This window comes from Phenylobacterium sp., assembly GCF_031360265.1.
Classification (GTDB): domain Bacteria; phylum Pseudomonadota; class Alphaproteobacteria; order Caulobacterales; family Caulobacteraceae; genus Phenylobacterium.
Genome location: NZ_JANMBF010000116.1, coordinates 1 through 26,169 on the forward strand (window position 1 = coordinate 1; position 26,169 = coordinate 26,169).

30 protein-coding genes are annotated in these 26,169 nt (G+C 68.9%); 13 read left to right on the forward strand and 17 right to left on the reverse strand.

Annotated features, from left to right (window positions below):
• On the reverse strand, positions 1-1,204 hold a 1,204-nt coding region (locus RMN86_RS10475), incomplete at its 3' end, for an alpha/beta hydrolase domain-containing protein (protein WP_309605790.1).
• Positions 1,205-1,362: 158 nt separating this feature from the next.
• Between RMN86_RS10475 and ychF the strand changes: the two genes are divergently transcribed.
• The 4 genes from ychF to RMN86_RS10495 all read left to right on the forward strand — a co-directional run bounded on the left by ychF (position 1,363) and on the right by RMN86_RS10495 (position 5,051).
• Positions 1,363-2,460, forward strand: a complete 1,098-nt coding sequence (gene ychF / locus RMN86_RS10480) for a redox-regulated ATPase YchF (protein WP_309605791.1) — start codon at positions 1,363-1,365, stop codon at positions 2,458-2,460.
• A gap of 185 nt (positions 2,461-2,645) precedes the next feature.
• Positions 2,646-3,317: a dienelactone hydrolase family protein gene (locus tag RMN86_RS10485; RefSeq protein WP_309605792.1), complete on the forward strand. Its 672-nt coding sequence runs from the start codon at positions 2,646-2,648 to the stop codon at positions 3,315-3,317.
• Between the two features lie 5 nt (positions 3,318-3,322).
• Positions 3,323-4,003: a dienelactone hydrolase family protein gene (locus tag RMN86_RS10490; protein WP_309605793.1), complete on the forward strand. Its 681-nt coding sequence runs from the start codon at positions 3,323-3,325 to the stop codon at positions 4,001-4,003.
• A gap of 217 nt (positions 4,004-4,220) precedes the next feature.
• On the forward strand, positions 4,221-5,051 hold the full coding sequence (locus tag RMN86_RS10495; RefSeq protein ID WP_309605794.1) for a hypothetical protein: 831 nt from the start codon (positions 4,221-4,223) through the stop codon (positions 5,049-5,051).
• A gap of 23 nt (positions 5,052-5,074) precedes the next feature.
• On the opposite strand, the gene RMN86_RS10500 is transcribed toward RMN86_RS10495, so the two are convergent.
• From RMN86_RS10500 to petA, 3 genes are read right to left on the reverse strand one after another with little or no spacing between them, the layout of a single operon-like run.
• Positions 5,075-5,935: a cytochrome c1 gene (locus RMN86_RS10500; RefSeq protein WP_309605795.1), complete on the reverse strand. Its 861-nt coding sequence runs from the start codon at positions 5,933-5,935 to the stop codon at positions 5,075-5,077.
• A 5-nt stretch (positions 5,936-5,940) separates the two neighbouring features.
• Positions 5,941-7,260, reverse strand: a complete 1,320-nt coding sequence (locus RMN86_RS10505) for a cytochrome b N-terminal domain-containing protein (protein WP_309605796.1) — start codon at positions 7,258-7,260, stop codon at positions 5,941-5,943.
• A gap of 4 nt (positions 7,261-7,264) precedes the next feature.
• Positions 7,265-7,819, reverse strand: a complete 555-nt coding sequence (gene petA / locus RMN86_RS10510) for a ubiquinol-cytochrome c reductase iron-sulfur subunit (protein ID WP_309605797.1) — start codon at positions 7,817-7,819, stop codon at positions 7,265-7,267.
• A 203-nt stretch (positions 7,820-8,022) separates the two neighbouring features.
• Between petA and RMN86_RS10515 the strand changes: the two genes are divergently transcribed.
• The 4 genes from RMN86_RS10515 to RMN86_RS10530 are packed head-to-tail and all read left to right on the forward strand — an operon-like array spanning position 8,023 to position 10,058.
• Positions 8,023-8,496 carry a tRNA (cytidine(34)-2'-O)-methyltransferase gene (locus RMN86_RS10515; protein WP_309605798.1) on the forward strand — a complete coding sequence of 158 codons (474 nt, stop codon included), beginning with the start codon at positions 8,023-8,025 and terminating at the stop codon, positions 8,494-8,496.
• Between the two features lie 9 nt (positions 8,497-8,505).
• Complete coding sequence (gene hemF / locus RMN86_RS10520; RefSeq protein WP_309605799.1) at positions 8,506-9,384, forward strand: oxygen-dependent coproporphyrinogen oxidase; 879 nt, start codon at positions 8,506-8,508, stop codon at positions 9,382-9,384.
• Between the two features lie 43 nt (positions 9,385-9,427).
• The gene (locus RMN86_RS10525) at positions 9,428-9,664 is read left to right on the forward strand and encodes an AbrB/MazE/SpoVT family DNA-binding domain-containing protein (protein WP_309605800.1); all 237 of its coding nucleotides are present in this window, start codon (positions 9,428-9,430) and stop codon (positions 9,662-9,664) included.
• Positions 9,654-10,058 carry a PIN domain-containing protein gene (locus RMN86_RS10530; RefSeq protein WP_309605801.1) on the forward strand — a complete coding sequence of 135 codons (405 nt, stop codon included), beginning with the start codon at positions 9,654-9,656 and terminating at the stop codon, positions 10,056-10,058. Before RMN86_RS10525 ends, RMN86_RS10530 begins: the two co-directional genes overlap by 11 nt.
• Here RMN86_RS10530 and RMN86_RS10535 read toward each other — a convergent pair.
• The 8 genes from RMN86_RS10535 to RMN86_RS10570 form a co-directional block, all read right to left on the reverse strand.
• Positions 10,055-10,399: a hypothetical protein gene (locus RMN86_RS10535; protein WP_309605802.1), complete on the reverse strand. Its 345-nt coding sequence runs from the start codon at positions 10,397-10,399 to the stop codon at positions 10,055-10,057. The genes RMN86_RS10530 and RMN86_RS10535 overlap by 4 nt on opposite strands.
• A 70-nt stretch (positions 10,400-10,469) precedes the next feature.
• Positions 10,470-11,171 carry a glutamine amidotransferase-related protein gene (locus RMN86_RS10540; protein ID WP_309605803.1) on the reverse strand — a complete coding sequence of 234 codons (702 nt, stop codon included), beginning with the start codon at positions 11,169-11,171 and terminating at the stop codon, positions 10,470-10,472.
• On the reverse strand, positions 11,168-11,614 hold the full coding sequence (locus RMN86_RS10545; protein ID WP_309605804.1) for a hypothetical protein: 447 nt from the start codon (positions 11,612-11,614) through the stop codon (positions 11,168-11,170). Before RMN86_RS10545 ends, RMN86_RS10540 begins: the two co-directional genes overlap by 4 nt.
• A gap of 5 nt (positions 11,615-11,619) precedes the next feature.
• Positions 11,620-12,870, reverse strand: coding sequence for a CCA tRNA nucleotidyltransferase (locus RMN86_RS10550; RefSeq protein ID WP_309605805.1), 1,251 nt, complete (start codon positions 12,868-12,870; stop codon positions 11,620-11,622).
• Positions 12,867-13,139: a hypothetical protein gene (locus RMN86_RS10555; RefSeq protein ID WP_309605806.1), complete on the reverse strand. Its 273-nt coding sequence runs from the start codon at positions 13,137-13,139 to the stop codon at positions 12,867-12,869. Before RMN86_RS10555 ends, RMN86_RS10550 begins: the two co-directional genes overlap by 4 nt.
• On the reverse strand, positions 13,132-13,740 hold the full coding sequence (locus RMN86_RS10560; protein ID WP_309605853.1) for a CoA pyrophosphatase: 609 nt from the start codon (positions 13,738-13,740) through the stop codon (positions 13,132-13,134). Before RMN86_RS10560 ends, RMN86_RS10555 begins: the two co-directional genes overlap by 8 nt.
• 81 nt (positions 13,741-13,821) lie before the next feature.
• Positions 13,822-14,412 (reverse strand): DUF1285 domain-containing protein, encoded by a 591-nt coding sequence (locus tag RMN86_RS10565; protein WP_309605807.1) that lies wholly within the window; start codon positions 14,410-14,412, stop codon positions 13,822-13,824.
• Positions 14,413-14,444: 32 nt separating this feature from the next.
• The gene (locus tag RMN86_RS10570; protein WP_309605808.1) at positions 14,445-14,957 is read right to left on the reverse strand and encodes an N-acetyltransferase; all 513 of its coding nucleotides are present in this window, start codon (positions 14,955-14,957) and stop codon (positions 14,445-14,447) included.
• Positions 14,958-15,171: 214 nt separating this feature from the next.
• Between RMN86_RS10570 and RMN86_RS10575 the strand changes: the two genes are divergently transcribed.
• The 3 genes from RMN86_RS10575 to RMN86_RS10585 all read left to right on the forward strand — a co-directional run bounded on the left by RMN86_RS10575 (position 15,172) and on the right by RMN86_RS10585 (position 18,317).
• The gene (locus tag RMN86_RS10575; protein WP_309605809.1) at positions 15,172-16,425 is read left to right on the forward strand and encodes an MFS transporter; all 1,254 of its coding nucleotides are present in this window, start codon (positions 15,172-15,174) and stop codon (positions 16,423-16,425) included.
• A 33-nt stretch (positions 16,426-16,458) separates the two neighbouring features.
• Positions 16,459-17,385: an SDR family NAD(P)-dependent oxidoreductase gene (locus tag RMN86_RS10580; protein ID WP_309605810.1), complete on the forward strand. Its 927-nt coding sequence runs from the start codon at positions 16,459-16,461 to the stop codon at positions 17,383-17,385.
• Positions 17,386-17,621: 236 nt separating this feature from the next.
• Complete coding sequence (locus RMN86_RS10585; RefSeq protein ID WP_309605811.1) at positions 17,622-18,317, forward strand: PEPxxWA-CTERM sorting domain-containing protein; 696 nt, start codon at positions 17,622-17,624, stop codon at positions 18,315-18,317.
• 11 nt (positions 18,318-18,328) lie between these two features.
• Here RMN86_RS10585 and RMN86_RS10590 read toward each other — a convergent pair whose 3' ends face one another.
• The 5 genes from RMN86_RS10590 to RMN86_RS10610 form a co-directional block, all read right to left on the reverse strand.
• Positions 18,329-19,201: an SDR family NAD(P)-dependent oxidoreductase gene (locus RMN86_RS10590; RefSeq protein ID WP_309605812.1), complete on the reverse strand. Its 873-nt coding sequence runs from the start codon at positions 19,199-19,201 to the stop codon at positions 18,329-18,331.
• 92 nt (positions 19,202-19,293) lie between these two features.
• Positions 19,294-19,773 carry a GNAT family N-acetyltransferase gene (locus tag RMN86_RS10595; RefSeq protein ID WP_309605813.1) on the reverse strand — a complete coding sequence of 160 codons (480 nt, stop codon included), beginning with the start codon at positions 19,771-19,773 and terminating at the stop codon, positions 19,294-19,296.
• A complete protein-coding gene (locus RMN86_RS10600; protein WP_309605814.1) occupies positions 19,770-20,645 on the reverse strand; it encodes an NAD(P)-dependent oxidoreductase in 876 nt (291 codons plus the stop codon). Before RMN86_RS10600 ends, RMN86_RS10595 begins: the two co-directional genes overlap by 4 nt.
• Positions 20,642-21,604 (reverse strand): oxidoreductase, encoded by a 963-nt coding sequence (locus RMN86_RS10605; protein WP_309605815.1) that lies wholly within the window; start codon positions 21,602-21,604, stop codon positions 20,642-20,644. Before RMN86_RS10605 ends, RMN86_RS10600 begins: the two co-directional genes overlap by 4 nt.
• A 36-nt stretch (positions 21,605-21,640) precedes the next feature.
• Positions 21,641-22,711, reverse strand: coding sequence for an MBL fold metallo-hydrolase (locus RMN86_RS10610; protein WP_309605816.1), 1,071 nt, complete (start codon positions 22,709-22,711; stop codon positions 21,641-21,643).
• Positions 22,712-22,844: 133 nt separating this feature from the next.
• Here RMN86_RS10610 and RMN86_RS10615 point away from each other — a divergent pair, with 133 nt between their 5' ends.
• The gene (locus tag RMN86_RS10615) at positions 22,845-24,263 is read left to right on the forward strand and encodes a M20/M25/M40 family metallo-hydrolase (protein WP_309605817.1); all 1,419 of its coding nucleotides are present in this window, start codon (positions 22,845-22,847) and stop codon (positions 24,261-24,263) included.
• A 105-nt stretch (positions 24,264-24,368) separates the two neighbouring features.
• A complete protein-coding gene (locus RMN86_RS10620) occupies positions 24,369-26,153 on the forward strand; it encodes a TIR domain-containing protein (protein ID WP_309605854.1) in 1,785 nt (594 codons plus the stop codon).
• Positions 26,154-26,169: the final 16 nt, after the last annotated feature.

Below are 26,169 nucleotides of genomic sequence, written 5' to 3' on the forward strand. Positions count from 1 at the left end.
CGCCCGGCTTGGCGGCGGGTTCGATCTCCAGGCGCGGCGCCTTGGCTGGAGCCTTGCCGGTGCGCACCCAGCGGTCGAGGCCCGCCAGCGCGGCCATGGCGACATAGTGATGCTGGGGGGCGGAATTGATCGGCTTGGCCAGCTTGGCGCCGAACAAGGCGTCGGTCGGCTTCCAGAGCGAGGCGATCTTGTCCATCGGCGCGCTGCCGCTGTCGAAGGCGCCGATGAAGAACATGTAGTTGTCCACATGCGCGGTCCCCGGCATCTCCCAGATCCGCAGGCGGTCGGTGTCGGGCTGCCGCGCGGTCCAGAAGCCCGAGATATTGCTGCCGATCAGGTCGGTCTCCGAGATCAGGGTCATCACCGGGACGCGCAGGTCGGCGCGCATCTTCACGCCGGTTGGCCCCGGGCGTCCGTTCGGCCCGCCGCGCATCGAGGCGGCCTCCGGCGGCGGCGCCCCGCCGAACCGCGAGTGGATATAGAAGCCGTCATAGACCCGCGCCAAGGGGTCGATGGCGTCGACGTAGGTGGTCATGAACACCGCCGACTGTGACTCGCCGGTGGCCAGCAGCCGCCGCGCCTTCAAGGGGCCCAGCACCTTGCCGGTCTTCACCGCCTGGCCGGCCTGAGAGAAGATGTCGAAGGCGTAGATGTCGCCGGGATGGGCGAGCGTCCCATAGCGCGCGGGATTGGCCTTCTTCAGCGGCATGCCGGCGCCGCCCAGGCTCTGGCCGCCCTCGACGCCGACCTTCTGAGCGGAGACGCCCACATAGGCCATGCCGCTGCGCAGCATTTCGCGGTGGCTGTAGGTCCAGTCGGGCCCGGCATCGAGCCCGCCGGTGACGTTCAGCCACTCCACCGCCACCGTGCCGTTGAACCGCTTGGGATCCTTCGGCCGGACCACGACGATGCGGGTGGCGTAGGGCGCGGTATCGGTGGGTTGCGCGGTCCAGGCGCCGTCCGAGGTCGCCGCGCCGGTCAGTCTGTAGGCGGTCGCGGTCCCGGCGACCTTGAATTCCTCGACGACATAGCCGAGCGCGCCCAGGTCAAAGGCGCCAAGTCCCAGGAAGGGCGATCCCGGCGCGGTGATCGGCGTCGTGACCGGCTGGGCGCCCGCCGCGCGCGCCGGGTCGGGCAATCCCAGACAAAGGCCCGCCAGCACGACCGCGATGACCGCCGCCCGAATTCTCCCGCCCCGACCCATGATGTTCCCCCGCGCCAATTGTCGCGCGCAGCCTAGACCCGTGCCGCGGCGCTGAACATGGTGCGACGTCGCTCTTGCCGGCGGACGTGGCTCTGTCGCAAACGGCGCGCTCGTGCTAGGTCCCCCGACCGCCAGCTCTCCAAGACCCGAAAGACTACATGGCCCTCAAAGTCGCCATCGTCGGCCTGCCCAATGTCGGCAAATCGACGCTGTTCAATGCGCTCACCCAGACCGCCGCCGCCCAGGCCGCGAACTATCCGTTCTGCACCATCGAGCCCAATACCGGCGACGTGGCGGTGCCGGAGCCGCGTCTGGAGACGCTGGCCGCGATCATCCCGTCGAAGGAGATCATTCCCTCGCGGATCAACTTCGTGGATATCGCCGGCCTGGTGCGTGGCGCCTCGAAGGGCGAGGGGCTGGGCAACCAGTTCCTGGCCAATATCCGTGACTGCGACGCCGTGGCCTTCGTCGCCCGCTGCTTCATCGACGACGACATCACTCACGTCGAGGGCAAGGTCGATCCCCTGTCGGACCTGGAGACCATCGAGACCGAGCTGATGCTGGCCGACCTGGAGAGCCTGGAAAAGCGCGTCGCCAACCTGGAGAAGCGCGCCAAGACCGGCGACAAGGACTCGGTCCAGACGCTCAGCCTCGTCCAGCTGGCGCTCGCCGAGCTCAACGCCGGGCGCCCGGCCCGCAAGGCTAAGGTGGCGGCCGAGGACGAGAAGGCCTGGAAGATGCTCCAGCTGCTAACCTCCAAGCCCGCGCTCTACGTCTCCAACGTCGATGAAGCCGCGGCCGCCGACGGCAACGCGATGTCGAGGCTGGTCGCCGAGCGCGCCACTCGCGACGGCGCCGACCACGTGGCCATCTCCGCCCAGATCGAGAGCGAGATCGCCATGCTCGATCCCGGCGAACGCGGCGAGTATCTGGAGACCCTGGGCCTGACCGAGCCCGGCCTCAACAAGCTGATCCGCGAGGCCTATCACCTGCTGGGCCTGCAGACCTATTTCACGGTGGGGCCGAAGGAAACCCGGGCCTGGACCATCCACAAGGGCGACACCGCCCCGCAGGCGGCCGGCGTCATCCACACCGACTTCGAGAAGGGCTTCATCCGCGCCGAGACCATCGCCTATGACGACTATGTCCGCCTGAAGGGCGAGGCCGGCGCGCGGGACGCCGGAAAGCTTCGCCAGGAAGGCAAGGACTATGTCGTCAGGGACGGCGACGTGATGAACTTCCGCTTCAACGTCTAGATTGACGGCGCGCCGCCTCATACCTGCTGGTCGTCATCACCCGGCTTGTCCGGGTGACCCATGATCGCCACCGTCAGACTTGGCCCACCGTGGCGACGCCGCGAGCTAACCGGCGACGCGGAGATCATGGGTGGTCCGGACAAGCCGGGCCATGACGGTGAAAATTGTGAATGAAGGAAAAAATCATGGCCGAGATGATCAAGCTGGCCGGCGCCGACGGTTTCGAGTTCGCCGCCTGGCACGAACCCGCCATGACCCCGCGCAAGGGCGGGGTGATCGTCATCCAGGAGATCTTCGGCCTGGATGTCCACGTCCGCGCCGACGTCGAGCGCTGGGCCAAGATGGGTTACGAGGCTATCGCGCCGTCGCTGTACGACCGCCGCGAACCGGGCTTTACCGCCGCGCACGACCCCGACGGGCTGAAGGCCGGCGTGGCGCACGCCATGGGCACGCCGATCGACCAGGCCATGGGCGACCTGGCCGCATGCCGCGACTTCTTGAAGGCCCATGACGGAAAGGTCTGCGTCGTCGGCTATTGCTACGGCGGCTCACTGGCCTGGCTGGCGGCCGGGCGGCTCCCGGGCATCGCCGCCGCGTCGAGCTACTACGGCAGCATGGTCAAGGCCAACGCCTCGCTGACGCCGGCCTGCCCGGTGATCGTCCACCTGGGCCGCACCGACCCCGGTATCAACGCCGACGAGGTGACCGCCGCCGTCGCCGAGGCCAACCCCGACGTCCCGGTCTACATCTACGAAGGCGCCGGCCACGGGTTCAACAACGAGAGCCCCGAACGCTACAACGCCGAGGCCGCCGACCTGGCCCGCCACCGCACGCTTGAGCTGTTCGACAAGGCGTAGCGAGGATGGGCGAGACGGTTCGCCTGATGAGCGCCGCGGACGGCTTCGCGTTCGACGCCTATCACGCCGCCGTCAGCGACGCCCGGCGCGGGGGTCTGGTCATCCTGCACGCCATCTGGGGGGTGACGCCGCACCTGCGGGGCCTGGCCGACGGCTATGCCGAGCTGGGCTACGAGACCCTGGTCCCCAGCCTGTTCGACCGCTTCCAGAGGGGCTTCGCGGAGCGCGATACCGACCCTGAGCTGGCCGGCCGCCAGATGGGATTCGGCGAGGCGGCGCACTGGGGCGCCGACGTGCTGGACGCCGTGCAGGCGGCGATCGAGGCGCTCAAGCCGCCGGTCTTCGCGCTGGGCTTCTGCTTCGGCGGAACGACGGCCTGGCTGGCGGCCGCGCGCTGCACGGGGCTATCGGCCGTCGCCAGCTACTATGGCGGCCAGATCATCGACCACGTGGACGAGACGCCCCGGATCCCGACCATCCTGCACCTGGGCAAGGCCGACGACCTGATCCCGCCCGCCGACGTCGAGACGATCCGCGCCGCGCACCCCGACCTGCCGGTGTTCATGTACGAAGCCGGCCACGCCTTCGTGGCGCCCAACGGCTATCACGAGGATAGCGCCCGCCTGTCGCAACTGCGGACCCTGGCGCATTTCAGCAAGAACAGCGGCGTGCGCGGGGAGAGCTGAGGCACGGCCCGACATCGAACGTGTGGGCGCTATAGTCGGAGCCTTGAAATCCATCGCCGCCAGTTTGCCGCGGTGTCTCGTTCCCCTCCCCCTTGCGGGGAGGGGTCAGGGGTGGGGGTGCAAGCCGTGCGCCCGCCGCCCTGGCCCCTGAGACGCTGAGCCGACACCCCCACACCCAACCCTCTCCCCGCAAGGGGGAGAGGGCTATGCTCCGCTTGTGACTCGCACCGTCCTCGCCCTTGCCGCCCTCCTGACGGCCGCCGGATCTCCGGCGCTCGCGGGCGAGGCGGCCTGCTGGTTCGAGGGCGGCGTGGTCGTCGTCTCCGCCGAAGTCATGGGCGTACCCGGCGACTACATCCTGGACACCGCCACCCCGCACACTCAGCTCGCCGATAGCCAGGCCCAGGCCGCGGGCTACGCCGAGGCGTCGCTGGTCGGCAGGGTGCGGCTGGCGGGCCTAAGCCTCAGCGGCCGGGCGGTTGCGGTGGCCGATCTTGACCTGCGCACAGGCGCCCTGCCCACCCCCATCGCCGGGGTGATCGGGGCCGATGTTCTGCGGGCCTATGTGCTGGACGTGAGTTTTGCCCCCTGCCGCATCGTCCTGTCGCCGGCGGGCGGCGCCCCCCGGTTCCACGCGCGGGTGTCCCTGCCCCTGGCCTGGGTTGCGGGCCGGCCCGGGGTCGTCGCCGCCGTCGCCGACGGTCCGCACGCCGTCTCCGGCCTTTTCGCGCCCGCGACCGGGGCTGATGTGGGCCTGCGGCTGAGCGACGCCATCGCCAGCGTCGCCGGCGCGGCCAAGCCTGGCGAGCTCTATCCCTACGGCGTCTATCGTCCCCGGCTGCGGGCCTTCTCCTTCGCCGGCGCCCTGAGCGAAAACCTGCCCTCCGGACTGCTCAAGGCCGAGGACCCCGCCCTCGCCGGCCAGATCGGCGCGTCGCTGCTGACCCGCTATCGCCTGCGCTTCGATTTCCCGGCCGGCCGGCTGTTGCTGGCGCCAGCGGCCCCGAGCGCCGACGAAAAAGGGCCCCGACCTGCGCCGGAGCCCTGATTGCGGTCGTCGCCGGCGCCCGTCTAGTGGGCAACGTTCTTCCAGATCTTCTTGTAGCTGGCGTAGAGCAGGCCGGCGAAGATCAGCAGGTAAATCATCGCGCCCAGGCCGAACGCCTTGCGCTCTTCCATCTTCGGCTCGGCGGCCCAGGCGAGGAAGGCCGAGACGTCCTTGGCCTGCTGGCTGACGGTCGACGGTGACTTGTCGTCGAAGGTCACCTTGTCGGGCGCCAGCGGCGGCGGCATGGAGATGAAGCCGCCCTCCGGGACCTTATCCTTTGGGCCCGACCAGAACGAGCTCATGTCGCCGGGCATGTAGGGGTTGTAGTATTTTCCGGCCGGCACGGTCATGCCCTTGGGCGCGTCGCGGAACCCGGTCAGCAGCGAATAGACATAGGCGGGGCCGCCCTCGCGCGCCTTGGCCATCACCGAGAGGTCCGGTGGCAGGGCGCCGCCATTGGAGGCGCGCGCCGCCGGCTCGTTGGGGAACGGCGCCGGGAACCTGTCGGCCGGACCGGCCGGGCGGCTGATAACGTCGCCGGTGTCCTGATCGATGTCCTTGACCTGCAGGTCCTTGGCCAGCGACTTCACATAGGGGTTCTCGTTCGGGTTGGCGTACTTCGGATCGTAGAACGGCCCGCCCTTCTGGCCCAGGTTGCGCAGGTACATCAGGTTCATCGAGTGGCAGGCGGCGCAGACCTCCCGATAGACCTTGTAGCCCCGTTGCAGCTGGGCCTTGTCGAACTTGCCGAACGGCCCCTCGAAGGACCAGTGGACGTCCCGGGGCTCCTGCTGGGTGGTGGCCGACAGCGCCGGACCCGCCACAAGGGTCCCCGCCAACAGAGCCAGCCCGAGCGCCGCGAACGCGAAACCTCTGCGCAGCATCAGGCTCAACCTCTCTTTTCAGGCGACGCCACGGCGCCGGCGGGCGTCATGGCGGGATGCGACAGGACGGGCTCGGAGATCGACTCCGGCACCGGCAGCGGGGTCTCGAACAGCCCGAGCGCCGGTGTGATCACCCAGAAGTAGGCGAAATAATAGAGCGCGCCGATCCGTGACAGCCACACGAAGCTGTTGAGGTTGGCGTCACCGACCTGCAGCCCCGAGACACCCGGGATCACCAGGTCGTCGGGCGCGTGCGCCCCGCAGAAGCCCAGCACGATGCAGGCCAGGACGAAGATGAAGAAATAGAGCCGGGCGGTCGGGCGGTAGCGCATCGAGCGCACCTTCGAGGTGTCGAGCCAGGGCAGGACAAACAGGGTGGCGATCGCCCCGAACATCAGGATCACGCCCATCAGCTTGTTGGGGACCGCCCGCAGGATCGCGTAGAATGGCAGCAGATACCACTCCGGCACGATATGGGCCGGCGTCACCAGCGGGTTGGCCTGGATATAGTTGGCCGCGTCGCCGAGCGCGTCGGGCATGTAGAAGACGAAGCTCGCGTAGAGGATCAGGAACACCGAAATCGCGAAGCCGTCCTTCACCGTGTAGTACGGATGGAAGGGCACGGTGTCCTGGGCCGAACTGACGTTCACGCCGGTCGGGTTGCTGTTGCCCGGCACATGCAGCGCCCAGACGTGCAGACCGACAACGCCGGCGATCATGAACGGCAGCAGGTAATGCAGCGAGAAGAAGCGGTTGAGCGTCGGATCATCGACCGCGAACCCGCCCCATAGCCAGGTGGTTATCGAGGGGCCGACCACCGGAATGGCGCCGATCAGATTGGTGATCACCACCGCCCCGTGGAAGCTCATCTGGCCCCAGGGCAGGACGTAGCCGAAGAAGGCCGTGCCGATCATCAGGAGGTAGATCACGCAGCCCAGGATCCACAGCACCTCGCGCGGCGCCTTGTAGGACCCGTAGTAGAGGCCGCGGAACATGTGCAGGTAGACCGCCAGGAAAAACATCGAGGCGCCATTGGCGTGCAGGCCCTGGATCAGCCACCCGTAGTTGACGTCGCGCTTGATCCGCTGGACCGAGGCGAAGGCCATGTCCACCTGCGGCACATAGTGCATCGCCAGGATCACGCCGGTGACGATCTGGATGCCCAGCATCAGCGCCAGGATTCCGCCGAAGGTCCACCAGAAGTTGAGGTTCTTGGGCGTCGGGAAGGTGACGATGGTGTCGCTGGCGAACCGCAGGATCGGCAGACGCGAGTCCAGCCAGCGCTCGAAGCCGCTCTTCGGCTCGTAGGTTGAATGTCCGCTCATCTGATCAGCCAACCTTGACCTTGGTGTCCGTGAGGAAACTGTACTCCGGCACCGCCAGGTTCAGCGGCGCGGGGCCTTTGCGGATCCGTCCGGAGGTGTCGTAGACCGAGCCGTGGCAGGGGCAGAACCAGCCGCCGTAGTCGCCGCCGCCGAAGGTCGGCACGCAGCCCAGGTGGGTGCAGACGCCGATCAGGACCAGATACTGGGCCTTGCCGGGCTTGTGGCGGCTCTCGTCGGTGGCGGGGTCCCGCAGGTCCGCATGGTCGTCCTTGATCGCCTCGGCGATCTCCTTGGGCGTCCGATAGCGGATGAACAGCGGCTTGCCGCGCCATTTCACCACCACCTGCTGGCCTTCGACGACCTTGTCGAGGTTGACCTCGATGGAGGCCATGGCCAGGGTGTCGCCCGCCGGGTTCATCTGGTCGATGAACGGCCAGGCAAGACCCCCGACCAGGCCCACGGCTGCGACGCCGGCGGCGATGTGGATGAAATCGCGACGATTCGGGTCGTCCCCCGAGACGTGCAGATCGGCAGTTGCGCCCACGACGGTGTCGGCCACCTAAAGCTACCCTTCGTTTCGGGACCCCGGAATCGCTCGGGGACACCCAGCCTTTGGACCCTTCCAGACGCTCTGGTAAGGGCTTTTAAGTCACGGCGGGCACACGCGGGACGCACTGAGCGCGAGCACCCCTCAAGCCTGGCGCGCGCGCATCGGTGATTCGTCTGGCAGAGCCCCGCTTAACCCATCGCGGATCGCTTAGAATGCGTTTGGCCCTTTTTCAACCGGACATTCCGCAAAACCTCGGCGCCGCCCTTAGGCTGGGCGCCTGTCTTGACGTCCCGGTGGACGTGATCGAGCCCTGCGGCTTCCCGTTTTCCGACGCCGGCGTGCGCCGCGCGGCGATGGATTACGGCGCGCTGGCCGACATGACGCGGCACGCCAGCTGGGCAGAATTCCTGGCCTCGCCCCAGCGCGGGACCGGCCGATTGCTGCTGTTGACCACCCGCGGCGCGGCGCCCCTCCACGATTTCCAGTTTCGCGCGGACGACACCCTGCTGTTCGGCCGCGAGAGCTCCGGCGCGCCACGGGAGGTGCACGCCGCGGCCGACGCGCGGCTGTATATTCCGCTGGCGCCGGGCGCCCGGTCGCTGAACCTCACGGTCAGCGCGGCGATCGCGCTTTCCGAGGCCCTGCGCCAGACCCATGGCTTCCCAACAGGCGCCCCGACCGGTTAGCAATCACCCATGTCGTCACTCCCGCCCGAAGTTCATGATCGCCGCGCCCGCACGAAGGCCTGGTTCGAGACCCTGCAGACGCGGATCGTCGCCGAACTGGAACGGCTTGAGGTCGAGGCGCCCGTCGAGCTCTACCCCGACCCGCCCGGCCAATTCGACCTGCGCCCCTGGACGCGGGAAACCGGCACAGGCGGCGGGATCGGCGCGCACCTGTCGGGGCGGCTGTTCGAAAAGGCCGGCGTCCACACCTCGGCTGCGACCAGCCGGTTCTCCCCGGAAATGGCCGCCACCATGCCCGGCGCCGACCAGGACCCGTCCTACGTCTCGGCCAGCATCAGCCTGATCGTCCATCCGCGCAGCCCGCGCGTGCCCACCGTCCACATGAACACCCGCTTCCTCTCGACCGCGGAAAGCTGGTTCGGCGGCGGCGCCGACCTGACCCCGACGCTGGACGAACAGCGCAGCCAGGAAGCCGACGACGCCATCCTGTTCCACGCCGCGATGAAGGCCGCCTGCGACGCCTTCGATCCCGACTGGCATGGCAAGTACAAGGCCTGGTGCGACGAGTATTTCTTCCTGCCCCACCGCAACGAGCCGCGCGGCGTCGGCGGCATCTTCTATGACCGCCACAACTCCGGCGATTTCGAGCGCGACTTCGCCTTCACCCGCGCGGTCGGCGAGGCGTTCCTGGAGGTCTATCCGAAGATCGTCCGCCACCGGATGAGCGAGCCGTGGACTGAGGCCGACCGCGCCGAACAGCTGATGCGTCGCGGCCGCTACGTGGAATTCAACCTGCTGTACGACCGCGGCACGATGTTCGGCCTGAAAGCCGGCGGCAACATCGAGACCATCCTCAGCTCCATGCCGCCGATGGTGCGCTGGCCCTAGGCATGATATACATCATCTGGAATGTATATCATTAGAGGTGGAAATGAAGGTTGCGAAGTGGGGCAACAGCCTGGCGGTGCGGCTCCCCAAATCGATGGTGGAGGCTCATAAACTTCGGGAGGGCGATGAAGTCGAGCTGGCCTTGACGACCGCTCGCGAGGCCGAGGCTATCGCACGGGCGGAGAGGGTGCGGTGGCTGGAAGAGATGCGAAAATATCAGGGCCGCCTGCCGGCCGACTTCAAGTTCGACCGCGACGAAGCCAACAGCCGTGGCGACTGATGCGTTCCTCGACACGAACATTCTGATTTATCTGCTCGCCTCCGAGTCGCCCAAGGTCAGAGTCTCGCGAGACGTCGTAGCGTCTGGCGGGGTCATCAGCGTCCAAGTCCTGAACGAGTTCGCACGCGTCGCGCAACGCAAGCATTCTCTGGAATGGCCCGAGATCGAACTCTACCTTTCGGGGTTCCGCCAAAGCTTTCGGGTGGAGCCGCTAACGGTCGCAACACAGTCGCGAGCGGTGGACATTGCGCGAGCTCACCGATTCGGGATCTACGACGCCAACATCCTGGCGGCAGCCGAACTGGCCGGTTGCCGGATCGTCTATTCCGAGGACATGCAGCATGGCCAGCGGGTCGGCGGACTGACCATCCTCAATCCCTTCGCGGACAGCTAACCCGCCGGCCCCGGCCGCCGCCGCGCGGGCTTGAGCGCCCAGAGGCTGAGCCCGCACCCCAGCGCCGAGGCCGCGCCCATGCCGTAGCGTTCGCCCGCCGTCTGGGCGGCGAGGTTGGCGAGCGTGTTCAGCGCCAGTTGCGCCGCCAGGAAGATGTTGAAGATCAGGAACGGCCGGCGCGGCAGCGCACGCCCCCAGTCGCCGGCGCGGACCTCCATCATCGCCGCGGCCACCAGCAGGTAGACGGCCGCCCCGGCGCTGGTCCACCGCAGCGACGCCGGCAGCACCGCGCTCGATCCGCCCCAGGCGATCTGGCCATAGGGCGCCCCCAGCGCCAGCATCACTGGAAGAGCGCGAAGGTGCCGCAGAAGATCGCCGCCCCCCGCGCGGCCCACTGGCCGACCGAGGGCCTCACGTTGCCGATGTCAGGAACGCGTTGATCCAGCCGCCCACCCGGGCGCGATCGTCGGGACCCTGGTAGCTGGCGATGGCGCGGTCGGCCTGGTCCGGGGTCAGCGGCCCGTCGCGACGGGTCTCGATCAGCTCGATGGCGTAGGCCGGATCGAACTCCGGATGCGGCTGCATCGAGATCGCCCGGTCGTCGCGGTAGATCAGGCCGGCGAAGGGCGTGAAGGCGCTGGCGGCGAACAGGTCGGCCCCCGGCGGCGCCTCGACCACCTGGTCCTGGTGCGAGGCCGGCAGGCGGAGGGTGGCCGCCCATGCGTCCATCCACGGCTCGCGGCGCAGCACCTGGTACTCATTCTCGCCGACACCCCAGCCCTTGGGCGACTTGATCACCTGGCCACCGAACGCCTGGGCCATCAGCTGGTGGCCGAGACACACGCCCACCAGCGCCGCCTGCCCCCTGGCAGCGCGCAGGAAATCCATCGTCGCGCCGATCCAGGGGTCGGGATCATAGGCGCCGGCCGCCCCGCCAGTGATCAGCCAGGCGTCGCAAGCGGTCGGACTCTCCGGCAGCTCGCCCTCGTCGACGGCATAGGTCCGGTACTCGTGACGCGGGCCCAGCAAGGCCTGGAACATCTCCGGATAGGTCCCGAACCGCGGGATGCAGGCCCGGGGCGGCCGTCCGGTCTTGAGGATGCCAAGCTTCAAGACTCCGTCTCCCCATCGCCCCTTGCCGTCTCGACGGCGACGAAACCGCGCGCGGAGGCCGACCACGCCACCTGAACGGTTGCGGTCACGAATAGGAGGAACGCCACCTGAAGGCCAAACGCCGTGTCGGTCCAAAGGTGGAGCGCGGGCGGCTGGAGCAAGACGTCGCGGAAGATGATCCCATTGTGGAGGACATCCAGCCCGATGATCCCACAGGTCAGGACCAGCCCCACCCGTGGCCACACGAACAGGCAAACGGCGGCGGCCGGGTCAGCGACCGCAAGCGATGTCCAGAACGCCGCGCTGGCCGGGCCAACGCCGCCGTAGTCCCAGAGAATGCCGTTCTGGATCAATGGAATGACATGCGTACACGTCGCGACCAGCAGGCATAGGGCGTAGGCGATCCTTATGCGGAGGCCGCAACGATGAATTGGGTTGTGCATCGCGCCTAAAACGCCATGCCCTGCGCCACCGACTTCAGTTTCTCGATCATCGACAGCTTGTCGTCGAGGAAGTCGTGGTCGATCCACCAGGCCTCGACCTCGGCCAGTACGTGGCCGACCATCGGCCCCTTTGGCACGCCCGAGGCGATGACGTCGCGGCCGCTGAGCGGGAACGCAGGCGGGGTCCAGCCCTCGCCCAGTGCGATCATCCCGCGCCATTGCGGCGTGGTGGCGGTGCGCCCGGCGCGCGCCCAGGCGAGCTTGGCGCGGTCGCGGAAGGCCTGCGCGCCCAGGCGATAGAGGTGGCGGCGGATCTCACGCGGGCTCATCCAGCTCTTGAACACCGGCGTCGGCGCGAGCGCGGCGACGACCCGGTCGCGCGCGGCGTTGGACAGGCGCAGCCGCTCGGCCAGTTGCCCGGCCGCCACTTGATCGTCAGGCAGCAAGGCCGCCAGCCGCAGCACCGTGTCGGTCTCGAACAGCTGGTCCTCCTCGATGGCCACCATGCCGTTGAAGCGGGCCAGGTCGAGCGGCGGCGGCAGCAGCTCGCCCAGCACGCCGCAGCCGGCCATCAGGCCGACGGCCTCGCGCGGGTCGGCCGCGGCGAACAGCTTCAGCAGCTCCCTGGACACCCGCTCGGCCGACAGGGCTTTGAGGTCGCCCTTCAGGGCCGCGCAGGCCGACAGCGCCGCGGCGTCGGGCGGACCCGCGCCGTACCAGGCGCGGAAACGGAAGAAGCGCAGGATGCGCAAGGCGTCCTCGGCGATGCGCCGCCCGGCCTCGCCGACGAAGACGATGCGGCCGGCCCGCGCGTCGGCGACACCCTGGCCGGTGGGATCGAGAACGGTCCCGTCACGCCGCGCATAGAGGCTGTTCAGAGTGAAGTCGCGACGCTGGGCGTCCAGCGTCCAATCGTCGGTGAACGCCACCACGGCGCGCCGGCCATCGGTGGCGACATCGCGGCGCAGGGTGGTGATCTCATAGGGCCTGGACCCGCTGACCGCCGTCACCGTGCCGTGGTCGATTCCCGTGGGCACGGCCTTGAGCCCCGCGGCGCTCAGCGCCTGAGTCACCTGGCCGGGCGTCAGGGTCGTGGCGATGTCGATGTCGTCGATCGGCCGGCCCAGCAGGGCGTTGCGCACGCAGCCGCCGACGAAGCGGGCGCAGTCGGGGCCGCCGGCGCCCTCCAGCGCGTCCAGCACCGCCGCCGTCGCCGGCGCGGTGATCCACGGGCGCTGGCCTAGAGACCCGCTCATTTCGCCTTCGGCGCCTCGAAATAGCCCTTGCTGACCGCGCCGTCGGCGGTCACTTCGCCCGGGACGTAGCGCTCTCCGCGATTGTCCTGGCGCAACAGCACCGTCCCGACCAGCGACAGGCCGACGAGCACCGCGCCGGCGGCCACCAGCCAGGCATAGGGCGTCGAGCCCATCTCGCGACCCGACCTGCGAGCCCAGGCGCGCCAGAGGAACCACACCGCGAACGGCACGAGCACCAGACTGCCCCGGATGAGCAGGAGCCTAAGCAACCGCGGCTCCATAGAGCCGGTCGTAGAGCGCGCGCAGCATCCCGGCCGTGGCGCCCCAGATGAACCGGTCGTCGTGGGTCATGGCGTAGAAGCGGCGCTTCTCACCCGTCGGAAGCTCGCGCACATGCTCCTCGTGGTTGCGCGGATCCATCAGGAAGCCGAAGGGCGTCTCGAAGATGTCGGCCACCTCGTCGGGATTGGCGGTGAGGGTGAACCCGGCCCGCACGAAGCCCACCACCGGGGTGATCAGAAAGCCGGTGCCGGTGCGGTAGGGAGTCGAGAGCCCCGCCAGGGAAACGAAGCTCGGGTGCAGCCCGATCTCTTCCTCGGCCTCGCGCAGCGCCGTCTGCCAGGCGGACTCGCCCGGGTCGCGCCGCCCGCCCGGAAGCGCGATCTGGCCGGTGTGGCTGCGCAGCGTGTCCGAACGCCGGGTCAGGATCACCGACAGCCCCGCCTGGCGCTGCACCAAGCCGACCAGCACGGCGGCGGGCTTCAGCGGATGGGTGTCGGGGGCCTGCCCGGGATTGAGGTCGAAGTCGGACCGGTGCGGGCCAGCCTCCGCCGGCTCGCCCTCTTCCAGGGGATCGAGGTGGCTGGCCATCCATCCCTGCAGCTCGTGGGGCCGATCGTGTGGCGGGGCGCCCTGTTTCGCGGCCGGGAGGTCGGTCACCGGATCCGCGCCCTATATCTGGTGAACATGGGCCGGTCCCACGGGATACCAGGCGCCATTGGACGCCACGCCCAGCGTCGGGCCGTCGGGCGTCTGGCGTTCCGCCGCCATCTCGACGAGCTCATAGAACACCGGCCGGGCGATCAGGGCCTCGAGCCCGCGGCGGACGTGGACATAGGGGCGCGGGGCGCCGTCCTGGCCAACCTCGACGCGGATATAGTTCTCCGGTCCCGCCTCCACCTCGTCGCCGACATTGGTCAGGAAGCGCAGGGCCGCGCCCACCCGGTCGACCCGCGTGGCGATGAACGGAGCGTCCTCCACGCTGATTTTCATCTTCTCGACGGGGGTGACCAGATGGAAGCCGTCGGGATCCCTCCGCAGCACCGTGGAGAACAGCCGCACCAGGGCCTCGCGGCCAATCGGCGTCCCCTCGTGGAACCAGAGGCCGTCCTTGCGAATGACGATGTCGATCTCGCCGCAGTGGGCCGGGTTCCACAGGTGGACCGGCGGCAGGCCCCGGCCCGGCGCCTGCCCCTTCGCCGCCAGGGATTGGGCCGCCGCCGCGATCCCCTCCAGCCCCGATCTGCCCGCTGCGTCAGCCATGCCTGCCAAGGTAGGCGCGCCCGCGGTTCGCCTCAAGCGGCCTGCACGGGTCCGGCCAGATCCTCCGCGTCGGGGGCCAGCGTACGGACCAGGACCCGGCGTGGGTCCACCGGCCCGGGCAGCACCACCTGGCCAGCCATCACCCGGACAAACCCCACGCGGGCGAAATAGGCAGCGTCGCCGACCAGCAGCACATGGGTCTCGCCGGCGGCCCGCGCGGCCTGGCAGGCGCGCGCGATCAAACGCGCCCCGAAGCCGGCGCTGCGCTCGCCCTGTTCCACGGCGAAAGGGCCCAGGAACATCGCCGGCCGATCGCCGACGCGCACATGCCATTGCCGCGCACATCCCAGCAGGCGGCCCGCCTGCCAGGCGCAGATCGACAGCTCCGGCGCGAAGGTGGCGAACTCGCGCACCCGCTCGGAGACCTTGGTGAAGCGGCCCGGCCCGAACGCGCGGTCGATCAGGGCGTCCACCAGAGGCGCGTCTTCGGCGCATTCGGATTGCAGGATGAGCGCCGGGAGCGGCGCGGCGGGCTGGACTGTCATGGGGTCTTCGCGGTGCGATGCGACAGGACCGGCGCGACACAGCGAGGCGCGAGCCGGTGGGCGGTGCGGGTCAGGCGCTTGCGCGCGGGTGTCGTCGCGAGGGCATGTCAGGGTGCTCGGCCGCCAACGTCAAGAGCGCGCAGGTAGGGCTCTGACGGCCCCGCGTCAACGCCGCCGTTGCGAGGGGTGTCAACGCAGGGCAGGTTCGCCGGCCATGGCCGAACCTGTCGCCGACTTGCCGCCCCCCGCCCGCGCACTGCTGAAGGAACGCGACTACCTGCTGTTCTGGGCGTCGCGCTGGACCGGCAGCTTCGCCGCTCAGATCCAGAGCGTGGCGCTGGGCTGGCAGATGTACGCCATCGCGCGCGCCACCCGCTCGGTTGACGAAAGCGCCTTCCTGGTCGGGATGATCGGGCTGGCGGCCTTCATTCCCGTCTTCCTGCTGACCCTGCCGGCGGGCGAGACCGCCGACCGGCACAATCGCAAGACCGTGCTGCTGGTCTGCCTGGCGGGCGAGATGGCCACGGTGCTGACCCTGGCTATCGCCAGCTGGCGGGGCTGGGCCTCGGTCCCGCTCCTGCTGGCGGTAGGGTTCCTGTTCGGCGCCGCGCGGGCGTTCTTCGCGCCGGCCTCGACGGCGCTGGGGCCGATGCTGGTGCCAAGGTCGCTGTTGCCGCGCGCCATCGCCTGGAATTCCCTGGCCTGGCAGACCGCCTCCATCGCCGGCCCGGCGATGGGCGGCGTGTTGTTGCTGTTGTCGCCGGCGCACGCCTATTTCGCCACCCTCGGCCTCTACCTGGTCTCCGCCCTGTCGCTCGCCCTGATCCGCAAGAACGCACAGCCGGTGGTCAATCCGGGATCGCGCTGGGCGCTGATGAAGGAGGGCCTGGCCTATGTCTGGGCCCAGAAGATCGTCTTCGGCGCGATCTCGCTGGACCTCTTCGCCGTGCTGCTGGGCGGCGCGACCGCGCTCTTGCCGGTGTTCGCCCGCGACGTGCTGCAGGTGGGTCCGCAGGGGTTTGGCATCCTGCGCGCCGGCCCGGCGATCGGCGCCACGGTCGTCGCCCTGTCGCTGGCGGCGCGGCCGATCCACCGCAGGGCCGGCGTCGTGATGTTCTGGGGCGTCGCGGTGTTCGGACTGGCGACCTGCGCCTTCGCCCTGTCGCGATCCCTCTGGCTGTCGGTGGCGGCGCTGGCCGTGCTGGGCGGCGCCGATATGCTCAGCGTCTATGTCCGCCAGACCCTGGTCCAGCTGGTCACGCCTGACGCCATGCGCGGGCGGGTGGCGGCGGTGTCGTCGGTGTTCATCGGCGCCTCCAACGAACTGGGCGAGTTCGAAAGCGGGGTGGTCGCCCGGTTCCTGGGTCCCGTGGGCGCGGCGCTGTTCGGCGGGATCGGCGCCCTGATCGTCACCGGCGCCTGGGCCGGCCTGTTTCCCGCCTTGCGCAAGGCCGACCGCCTCGAATAACTGTCGCCCTATAAGGTTGAGGGAGATAATTCGATGGGCGCATTGGACGGTAAGGTTGTCCTGGTCACGGGCGGCGGCAACGGCATCGGGCGCGACTGTGCGCTGATCGCCGCGCAAGAGGGCGCGAAGGTCGTGGTCAACGACCTGGGCGCCGGCCTCAAGGGCGATGACGAGGGCTCCGCCGGGCCGGCCGAAAAGGTCGCTCAGGAAATCCGCGCCGCCGGCGGCGAGGCGGTCTCCAACTCCGACAGTGTGACCAACCTCGACGCGGTCTACGGCATGGTCGAGCAGGCCAAGAAGGCCTTCGGCGGCCTGCACGCCGTCATCAATCCGGCCGGGATCCTGCGCGACGTGATGTTCCACAAGATGACCGAGCGCGACTGGGACCAGGTGATCGAGGTCCACATGCGTGGTTCGTTCAATGTCGCCCGCGCCACCATCGAGCTGTTCCGCGAGCAGAACGACGGCGCCTATATGTTCTTCACCTCGACCAGCGGCCTGTTCGGCAACATCGGCCAGGCCAACTATGGCGCCGCCAAGATGGGGATCGCCGGCCTCAGCCGCATCATCGCCATGGAAGGCGCGCGCAACAACGTGCGCGCCAACTGCCTGGCGCCGGTCGCCTGGACGCGGATGACCCAGTCGGTGCCGATCAAGGACGAAGCCGCCGCCGCCCGCCGCGCGGTGATGGCCGAGAAGATCCGCGCCGACCAGCCGGCCCGCTTCTCCGTCGCCATGGTGACGCCGGCCGCGGCGAACGTCTCGGGCCAGATCTTCGGCTCGTCGGGCGAGAACATCATCCTCTATTCCCAGCCCCGCCCCATCGAGACGGTGACCAAGGAAGAGGGCTGGACGGTCGCCACCATCCTCTCCGAAGCCGTGCCGAAGATGGCCCCGAAATTCTTCGACCTCAACCGCGCGCCCATGGCCGGCGCGCAACCGGCCAAGGCGCCGGCCTAGGGGTTCACGCCGGTCATGGCGTGAGGCGCAGGCCCACCGGTCTCGGGGCGTGGCGATGGCCTGGAGGGTCTGCTGTCAGGTCCGCGAATTCGCCTCTCAGGTGAACCCGCTTGCCGCGGCAATGATGGACAAGGTTAATGCATAACGTAGTTCTTCGGGGTGGCCTGAACTTGGCGACCCGCATTGTCTGAAATTGGAATATCCGTCTCCACGACCCTAGAATTCGGAGCCCGCCAATGAATTCGAGAACCCTTTCCGTGGCGCTCTGCGCCCTTACCGCGTCCATCGCGCTTTCCGCGACCGGCGCCGGGGCCGTTGGCATCGTCAACGGGGGCTTTGAGGCGGACGCCGCCAGCGTGCCCGCGAGCGGCGTCTATTTCGGGGCGATCACCGGCTGGAACTCGCCAGGCTACCTGATTTCGGCGGGCTACTACAGCGCGACGCCTCCGGAGGGCCGGATCTTCGCGCTCCTGGGCAACGGGATCGACACCGGGGGCTATCACCTGTCGCAGACGATCACCGGCCTGACGTCGGGCAGCCGCTACACCGTGCAGTTTTCGCTGGCCAGTGAGGACTTTGTCATTCCCGGCACGATCGAGCAGGTCAACGTCTGGATGTCCGCCGGTTCGACGTCAGCATCACAACTCTACAGCGCGCCGGTGAGCTCCAACACGACGCCCTATGGCTCGGGGCCGCTTTGGGATCATTGGGGGGTGTTCAACTACAGCTTCCTCGCCAACGCGGCCAGCGCGACGATCGATTTCCAGCAGACGGCGGCCACCCGCGGGTCTGGGGACACCGGTCTCGACAAGCTGTCGATCTTCGCCGCCTCGGGCGGTGTGCCGGAACCCGGGTCCTGGGCCCTGATGCTCATTGGCTTCGGCGCTCTGGGCGCGACCCTGCGCCGTCGCCGGGCGATGGTCGCGGCCTAAACCATTCAGGATCAGGTCGTCGTCGGCCGCAGGTCCAGGCCGGACAAAGCGAGGAACCGATCAAAATAGACGGTGTCGTCCAGGGTGTCGTTCATGCCGATCCACGCCTCGTCGGTCATGCTGGCGCGCAGGCCGAGGAACGGCTCCGCATCGGGGCCGGAGGGGGTGCGAAACCGGGTGGTCCGGCCTTCGACGATCTCCAGCATGGTCTCGGCGACGACCGTGGGCGGCGGTCCGGAGTCCGGCGTGGCGGTGTAGAAGGCGCGCATCCTGCCGCCATGCGGATAGGGACTGCCGGCCTTCGGTTTCGGCAGATTGGCCAGGGTCATCGGCGTGGCGATGATTCCCGGCTCGACCAGGACAACGCGGACGCCGAAGGCGGACATTTCCGCGGCCAGGGATTCGCTCATCCCTTCGACCGCGAATTTCGACGCGGCATAGGCGCCTGAGCCGGCGGCCGCGATGCGTCCGGCGATCGATGAGACGTTGATGATCAGGCCGGCGCGGCGGGCGCGCATCGCGGGCGCGACCGCCTTGATGCAGCGCAGCGCGCCGAAATAGTTGGTGTTCATGACCTCTTGGAACCGGGCCAGGGTCTCATCCTCGACCGCGTCGATGCTGTAGATGCCGGCGTTGTTGATCAGCACGTCGATACTGTCCGCCGCGCCCGGCCCCGTCGCGAACAGCCTGGCGACAGACGCATCGTCGTCGACATCCAGCTCGGCGACCGTGATCGGCAGGCCCTCGCGCGCCGCGATCTCGGCAAGGTCGCAGTCCTTAGGCGTTCGCATCGCCGCGACCACGGCGTGCCCGGCCCGCGCCAGCACCAGGGCGGTTTCCCGGCCGATCCCCTTGCTCGCGCCCGTGATGAGTGTTTTCGCCATGCCAGCCTCCCCGATGCCTGCCGCCGATAGGCACACGCGGCCGCGGCGAGTCAAATCCAGGCGCTGAAGGGATCCGCCGCCGCGGGCGACGCTCAGCCCGCAGCCAGCCGCTCCAATGCCTGCCCGTCGAGCCGCCGCACCGTCCAGCCGGTCTTCGCCGCGGCGCCCAGGCTGTCGTAGAACTCGATCGACGGCGTGTTCCAGTCGAGCACCGACCACTCCAGCCGGCCAAGGTCGGCCTCGACGCAGCGCTGGGCGAGCCGCGCCAGCAGCGCCTTGCCGGCCCCGAGGCCGCGGGCGTCCGGCTCGACGAACAGGTCCTCCAGGAAGATCCCCGCGCGGCCCTGGAAGGTCGAATAGCTGTAGTACCAGAGCGCGAAGCCCACGGGCCGGCCGCCCGCCTCGGCGATGTCGCAGAAGCAGCGCGGGTTCTCACCGAACAGGTCGCGGCGGATGTCGGCCTCGGTGGCCTCCACCTCGTGCAGCAGCTTCTCGTAGGTCGCCAGATCGCGGATGAACCCCAGGATCAGCGAGACGTCGGTCGGCGAGGCGACCCGGACTGTCACCTTCATGCGGGCGCGGATCCGCCTGCGATGACCACCCCGGGCGGCGGCGGAATGCTGTCGGGGACGAAGAAGTCGGGCATCAGCGGCTGGGTGGGATCGACGCGGTACCTGTCGAAATCCCGCGTCCCCTCCGCATAGAGGAACGTGTCGTCGATCAGGAAATTGCCGGTGAACGCGCGCGCCGGCTTCTCGAAGATCGCGTGCGCCGCATCGGCCATGATCTCCACCGTGCGGCAGCGCGCCATGCCCTCGTCGCCGGCCAGCGCGAACTTGATCGCCGCGGTGGCGATGCCGGTGCGCGGCCACAGCGCGTTGAAGGCGATGCCGTCGGCCTTGAACTCCGCAGCCATGCCCAGCACGCACAGGCTCATGCCGAACTTGGCCATGCTGTAGGCAGTGTGGCCGGCGAACCACCTGGCGTCCATATCGAGCGGCGGCGACAGCATCAGCACGTGCGGGTTGGCGCTGCGCTTGAGGTGCGGGATGCAGGCCTTCGAGGTGAGATAGGTCCCGCGCGCGTTCACCTGGTTCATCAGGTCGTAGCGCTTCATGTCGGTGGCCAGCGTGCCGGTCAGCTGGATCGCCGAGGCGTTGTTGACGCAGATGTCGATGCCGCCGAAGCGTTGCACCGCCTGTTCGACCGCCGCCATCACCGAGGCTTCCTCGCGCACATCGACGATCAGCGGCAGGGCTTTGCCGCCAGCCTTCTCGATCTCCTCGGCGGCGGAATAGATGGTGCCGGGCAGGTGTTTGTGGGCCTCGGCGGTCTTGGCGGCGACCACGATATTGGCCCCGTCGCGGGCGGCCCGCAGAGCGATGGCCAGGCCGATGCCGCGACTAGCGCCGGTGACGAAAAGGGTCTTGCCTGACAGGCTCATAGCTTGGCTCCCGTGGTCTCTTCCGACAGCGCCCAGAGCCGGTCGGCGGCGTCCGGGTCGAGCGCGTGCGGCGCGACGCCGAAGCGGTCGCCCGGCTTGAAGGTCTCCGCCTGCGCCAGGTTCTCCAGATAGAGTCCGCCGACGCCTTCGAGTTCATCTCCAGTGGCAGCCCAGACGCTGGTCGAGGCGCCCTGCGCCGGCGTCTTGAAGCCGGTGGCGATGACGCCCGCCTCGTCCATCCAGCCCATGGCGATCATCTCTTCCCGGGGGAGGTGCCGCTGCAAGGGCGTCATGATCCCGCCCGGCATGACGGCGTTGGCGGTGACGCCCAGGTCGGCGAACCGCTGTTGGAAGCCCACGGCGAACAGGGCATTGGCGGTCTTTGACTGCCCATAGGCCTGCCACTTCTCGTATGGGCGCGTGCGATAGTGCGGATCATCGAAGTCCATGGCGCTGCGCAGGTGGGCGATCGACGACAGCGAGACCAGCCGCGCGCCGCGACCTTCCTCGGCGCCGTTCATCAACGCCCGGGCCAGGCCCATGCCCAGGGCGAAGTGACCGAAGTGGTTGGTTCCGAGCTGCATCTCCAGATCATCGGCGGTGTAGGTCAGCGGGCAGGCCATGACGCCGGCGTTGTTGATCAGCATGTGCAGGGGACGGTCGCCCCAGCCGGTGGCGAAGGCGGCCACGGTCGCCAGGTCCGACAGGTCCAGCACACCGACACTGACGCGTGGCGTTCCCAGTTCGCCATTGATCAGAGCGGCGGCGGCCTCGCCGGCGGGCTTGTTGCGCACGGCGACCACCACATCGGCGCCGGCGCCGGCCAGGGCGCGGACGGTCTCGATGCCGATGCCGGTCGCCCCGCCGGTGACGATGGCGGTCCGGCCGGAGAGATCCTTGCCGTCCAGCACCACGGCGGCGTCGGTATAGGGGTCGAGCCCCGAGGTGATGCGGGTCATGCGGGTTCGCCTTGCGGATTCTTACAGCGTAAGTCTCTAGGCCGCCGCCCGGTACCAGTCGATGCCGTTTTCATCGCGGGTTCGCACCGCCCGGCCGCGCGCCAGGAGGCAGTTGAGGTGGGCTAGGCTTTCGCCGGTGGCCAGGCCCAGCAGGTTCTGATCGATTGTGCGTCGGAATAGCACGTGGAAGACGTCCACCACGCGCCTGGGCTCGGCGATCAGGGCCTGCAGGCGCGCAAGCCCGCGTTCGTGCCCGCCGATCAGGTGGTCGATGCGCGCGTGCAGGCCGTGGAACGGATCGTTGTGCGCCGGCAGCACCAGCACGTCATCGGGGATCTTGGTGCGGATCCGCGCCAGCGAGGTCAGCCAGTCGGTCAGCGGATCGCCGTCGGGCTCGGTGGGGAACACCGAGACATTGGAGGATATTTTCGGCAGCACCTGATCGCCGCTGATCATCAGCTGCAGCTCGGGGCAGTGCAGGCAGGCGTGCTCGGGGCTGTGGCCGGAGCCCACCACGATGCGCCACAGCTTTCCGCCTATGACGATCTCGTCGCCGTCGTTCAGCCGGTGGTAGCTGTCGGGCAGGGCGTGCAAGCCCCGCCCAAACCCGCCGAAGCGGGCCTTGTAGTGCTCGACCGCATCGTCATCCCAGCCGGCGGCGCGGAAGAACCGCACGGCGTCCTCCGGCGCCTCGCGCCCGGTGTCGGCCGACAGCGAGCGGCAGGTCAGATATTCCAGCCGGGTGATCCACAGCTTGGCGTCGAACTTGCGGGTCAGATAGCCGGACATGCCGATGTGGTCGGGGTGCATGTGGGTGACGAACACCCGGCTGACGGGCTTGCCGGCCAGCGGTCCCTGGAACGCGGCGCGCCAGGCGTCGCGCGTCGCCGTCCCGCCCATGCCGGTGTCGACGATGGCCCAGCCGTCCGCCTCCTCGATCGCCCAGACGTTGATGAACCCCAGCGCACCGCCCAGCGGCATGCGCAGCCACTTAACCCCCGGCGCCACATCCAGCGCCGCGCCGCCGATCTTCGGCGCCTGCTCGAAGGGATAGGTGAGCTTCGGCCGCGGATGCTCCGCGAAGGTCTGTTCAATGCCGTCCCGCAAAATCCGCTCCCAAGGTTGAGCCCCATCTTCGGCCGCCCGGGCCGTCAGGGCAAACCCCATCGGCGTGAGGACGCTCGCTTGCCGGGAGGCGGTGGGGCTGAAATAGTCCGCGCCACGCTATCGGGGGTCACTCATGTTGAAGTTCGCCAGCACGCTCGCCGCCGCGATTCTGCTCGCCAGCGTGGCCCACGCCCAGACCCGCTCAGACCCGTCCCGCCCCGACCAGACCGCCTTCCGGGCGCTCTACAAGGAGCTTGTGGAGACCAACACCCAGGCCTCCAACGGCAGCTGCACCTTGGCCGCCGCGCGGATGGCGGCACGGCTGAAGGCGGCGGGGTTCCCCGACAACGACCTGATCCGTTTCGCGGCGCCGGAATTTCCCAGAAACGGCGGCCTCGTGGCGGTCTATCCGGGCCGGGATCCCAAGGCCAAGGCCATCCTGCTGCTGGCGCACATCGACGTGGTCGAGGCCAGACGTGAGGACTGGGTGCGCGACCCCTTCACCCTGGTCGAGGAGGGTGGCTATTTCTATGCGCGAGGCGCGTCGGACGACAAGGCCCAGGCCGCCATCTGGGTCGACAGCCTGATCCGCTACCGGGCCGAGGGCTTCAGGCCGCGCCGCACGATCAAGATGGCGCTGACCTGTGGCGAGGAGGGGGGATCACCATTCAACGGCGCCGCCTGGCTGATGGCCAACCGGCGCGAGCTGATCGACGCGGCCTTCGCGCTGAACGAGGGCGGCGGCGGGTCGCTGGACGCCCAGGGCCGGCGCGTCGCCAACGGGATCGAAGCGGGCGAGAAATCATCGCAGAGCTATGTCCTGGAGGTCACCAACCCGGGCGGTCACTCCTCGCGGCCAGTGCCGGACAACGCCATCTATCACCTGGCCGACGCCGTCGCGCGGATCGGCCGGTACGAGTTTCCGGTGCAGATGAACGATGTCACGAGCCGCTATCTGACCCAGATGTCGAAGATCGCCGGCGGCGAACAGGGGGCGGCGATGGCAGCTCTGGTGGCCAACCCGGCCGACGCCCGGGCCGATGCGCTGCTCAGCGCCGATCCCAGCCTGCACGCGATCCTGCGGACCACCTGCGTGGCCACCCTGCTCAGCGCCGGCCACGCCCAGAACGCCCTGCCCCAGCGCGCCAACGCGACGATCAACTGCCGCATCTTTCCCGGCGTTTCACGCCAAGCGGTGCGCGAGACGCTGATCAAGGTGATCGCCGACCCCGCGGTCTCGGTCTCGCAGCCGAGCGGACGCGCGGGCTCCGACGCCGGGCCGCCGCTTACCCCGCAGGTCATGGCCCCGATCGAGGCGCTGACCGCTCAGATGTGGCCCGGCGTCCCCGTGGTGCCGAACCTGCTGGCGGCAGGCACCGACGGCAAGGCGCTGATGGCGGGCGGCATCCCGACCTATGGCGTCTCTGGGATCTTCTACGAGCCCGACCTGGGCCACATCCACGGCCTCAACGAGCGCATCGGCGTGACCTCCCTCTACGAGGGTCGCGACTTCCTCTACAAGCTGGTGAAGATCTACGCCGACCAGCCCTAGACGCAGCGCGGCTGTCCCCCGTCTGAAGCTCGCCTCGACCGATCGGGACGCGCGCGATACCGTGGCCGGCAAACGGATCGGGAGGCACGCATCTCGGATATCTTCATATCCTACAGCCGCGAGGATCAGGCCGTGGCGCGCCTCTACGCCGACGCGCTTGAGGCCCACGGCTTCAGCGTCTGGTGGGATGCGGCGCTGCGTTCCGGCGAGGCCTTCGACGAGGCGATCGAGACGGCCCTGCGAGCAGCCAAGGCTGTGGTGGTCCTGTGGTCGCCTCGCTCTGTCACATCGCGCTGGGTGCGCGCGGAGGCCACGCTCGCCGACCGCAACAAGACCCTGGCGCCGGTGATCATCGAGCCGTGCGAACGGCCGATCATGTTCGAATTGACCCAGACCGCGGACCTCAGTCACTGGAAGGGCGCGTCCGACGATCCGGCCTGGTTGTCCCTGCTGGACGAGATGCGGCGGTTCGTCGGCGTCCGCGACGCACCGCGGCCAGCCGTCCCGGCTGCCCCGCCGCACAGGGCGCCGGACGCCCGGCCCTCGATCCTCGTGCTGCCGCTGATCAACATGAGCGGAGATCCCGAACAGGAGTATTTCAGCGACGGGGTCAGCGAGGACATCATCACCGATCTGGGGCGCGTTTCGGCGCTGTCGGTGGTCTCGCGCACCACCGCCTTTTCCTACAAGGGCAAGACCATTGCGCCGGGACAGTTGGCGACCGCGCTGGGGATCACCCACATCCTGGAGGGCAGCGTGCGCAAGTCCGGCGCGCGAATCCGCATCACCGCTCAGTTGTTTGACGCCGTGCGCGACACCCAGTTGTGGGCCGAGCGCTTCGACCGCACCCTGGACGACATCTTCGCCATTCAGGAAGAGATCTCCCAGGCCATCGTCGGCGCACTGAAGCTGAAGCTGGCGCCGGCGGAACGGCAGGCGATCGAGCAACGGCAGACCGCCAGCGCCGAAGCCTATGAACTCTACCTGCTGGCCCGCCAGTTCAGCCGCACCGGCAGCGAGCGCCTGAAGCCGCTGATCGTGCGCATCTGCCAGCGCGCGGTGGCGCTGGACCCCGACTTTGGCCAGGCCTGGGCGCAGATCGCCAACGCCGAGGCCGAGGCGTACCAGCGCAACGTCGAGGGCATGAGCTACGAACACGCGCTCCACGCCGCGGAACGCGCGGCGGCCGTGTCACCGGACCTGGCCGAAGCCCACGCGGCGATGGCCGAAGTCCTGCTGCGCGGTCCTTTGATGGACTTCGCCGGCGGCGAATCCTATGTCGCGACGGCGCTCCGCCTCGACCCAGACTGCTACGACGCCCACCTGTGCGCCGGGTATCAGACCCTCGGCCTGAAGCGCTGGGACGATTCGGTGCGCCATTTTGAGGCCGCCATCGCGCTCGATCCTGTCGCCTTTCGGCCGGCGGGCATGGTCATCCAGGTCTACAAAGCCCTCGGCGACCAGCAGAGTGTCATCGCGGCGGCGCGCCGGTGCCTCACGCGCTGCGAAAGGATCCTCGCGACAGAACCAGACCACGGCAGCGCCCTGGGCTTTCTGGTGACCGCTCTGGTCGAACTCGGAGATGTGGATCGGGCCCGCGACTGGGTGCGCCGCGCGATGCTGTTCGACCCCGACAACATGCGCCTGCACTACAACCTGGCCTGCGGCCTGGCCGGCCTCGGCGACGCCGAAGCGGCCTGCGATCTCCTGGACGACATCATCGACAAGGTGTCCGCCAGCTGGCTCTTGTGGATCGAGACAGACAACAGCCTCGATCTGATCCGCGACGATCCCCGCTTCATCGCCATCGTGGAGCGCGGCAAGGCCCGGTTCGCCGACAGCGATGCGGACCCGGCGGCCGACGCACCGCCGATGAATGCCTCAGCATGAGTCTCAGGCCGCGCGT

Coding starts and splice junctions, on each gene's coding strand:
- RMN86_RS10485 (WP_309605792.1), top strand. CDS start 2,646: ATGGCCGAGATGATCAAGCTGGCCGGCGCCGACGGTTTCGAGTTCGCC.
- RMN86_RS10560 (WP_309605853.1), bottom strand. CDS start 13,740: ATGGCCAGCCACCTCGATCCCCTGGAAGAGGGCGAGCCGGCGGAGGCT.
- RMN86_RS10550 (WP_309605805.1), bottom strand. CDS start 12,870: ATGAGCGGGTCTCTAGGCCAGCGCCCGTGGATCACCGCGCCGGCGACG.
- RMN86_RS10580 (WP_309605810.1), top strand. CDS start 16,459: ATGGGCGCATTGGACGGTAAGGTTGTCCTGGTCACGGGCGGCGGCAAC.
- RMN86_RS10575 (WP_309605809.1), top strand. CDS start 15,172: ATGGCCGAACCTGTCGCCGACTTGCCGCCCCCCGCCCGCGCACTGCTG.
- RMN86_RS10590 (WP_309605812.1), bottom strand. CDS start 19,201: ATGGCGAAAACACTCATCACGGGCGCGAGCAAGGGGATCGGCCGGGAA.
- RMN86_RS10615 (WP_309605817.1), top strand. CDS start 22,845: ATGTTGAAGTTCGCCAGCACGCTCGCCGCCGCGATTCTGCTCGCCAGC.
- RMN86_RS10600 (WP_309605814.1), bottom strand. CDS start 20,645: ATGAGCCTGTCAGGCAAGACCCTTTTCGTCACCGGCGCTAGTCGCGGC.
- RMN86_RS10490 (WP_309605793.1), top strand. CDS start 3,323: ATGGGCGAGACGGTTCGCCTGATGAGCGCCGCGGACGGCTTCGCGTTC.
- hemF (WP_309605799.1), top strand. CDS start 8,506: ATGTCGTCACTCCCGCCCGAAGTTCATGATCGCCGCGCCCGCACGAAG.
- RMN86_RS10515 (WP_309605798.1), top strand. CDS start 8,023: ATGCGTTTGGCCCTTTTTCAACCGGACATTCCGCAAAACCTCGGCGCC.
- RMN86_RS10535 (WP_309605802.1), bottom strand. CDS start 10,399: ATGCTGGCGCTGGGGGCGCCCTATGGCCAGATCGCCTGGGGCGGATCG.
- RMN86_RS10500 (WP_309605795.1), bottom strand. CDS start 5,935: ATGCTGCGCAGAGGTTTCGCGTTCGCGGCGCTCGGGCTGGCTCTGTTG.
- RMN86_RS10565 (WP_309605807.1), bottom strand. CDS start 14,412: ATGGCTGACGCAGCGGGCAGATCGGGGCTGGAGGGGATCGCGGCGGCG.
- RMN86_RS10545 (WP_309605804.1), bottom strand. CDS start 11,614: ATGCACAACCCAATTCATCGTTGCGGCCTCCGCATAAGGATCGCCTAC.
- RMN86_RS10595 (WP_309605813.1), bottom strand. CDS start 19,773: ATGAAGGTGACAGTCCGGGTCGCCTCGCCGACCGACGTCTCGCTGATC.
- RMN86_RS10525 (WP_309605800.1), top strand. CDS start 9,428: ATGAAGGTTGCGAAGTGGGGCAACAGCCTGGCGGTGCGGCTCCCCAAA.
- RMN86_RS10505 (WP_309605796.1), bottom strand. CDS start 7,260: ATGAGCGGACATTCAACCTACGAGCCGAAGAGCGGCTTCGAGCGCTGG.
- RMN86_RS10570 (WP_309605808.1), bottom strand. CDS start 14,957: ATGACAGTCCAGCCCGCCGCGCCGCTCCCGGCGCTCATCCTGCAATCC.
- RMN86_RS10585 (WP_309605811.1), top strand. CDS start 17,622: ATGAATTCGAGAACCCTTTCCGTGGCGCTCTGCGCCCTTACCGCGTCC.
- RMN86_RS10605 (WP_309605815.1), bottom strand. CDS start 21,604: ATGACCCGCATCACCTCGGGGCTCGACCCCTATACCGACGCCGCCGTG.
- ychF (WP_309605791.1), top strand. CDS start 1,363: ATGGCCCTCAAAGTCGCCATCGTCGGCCTGCCCAATGTCGGCAAATCG.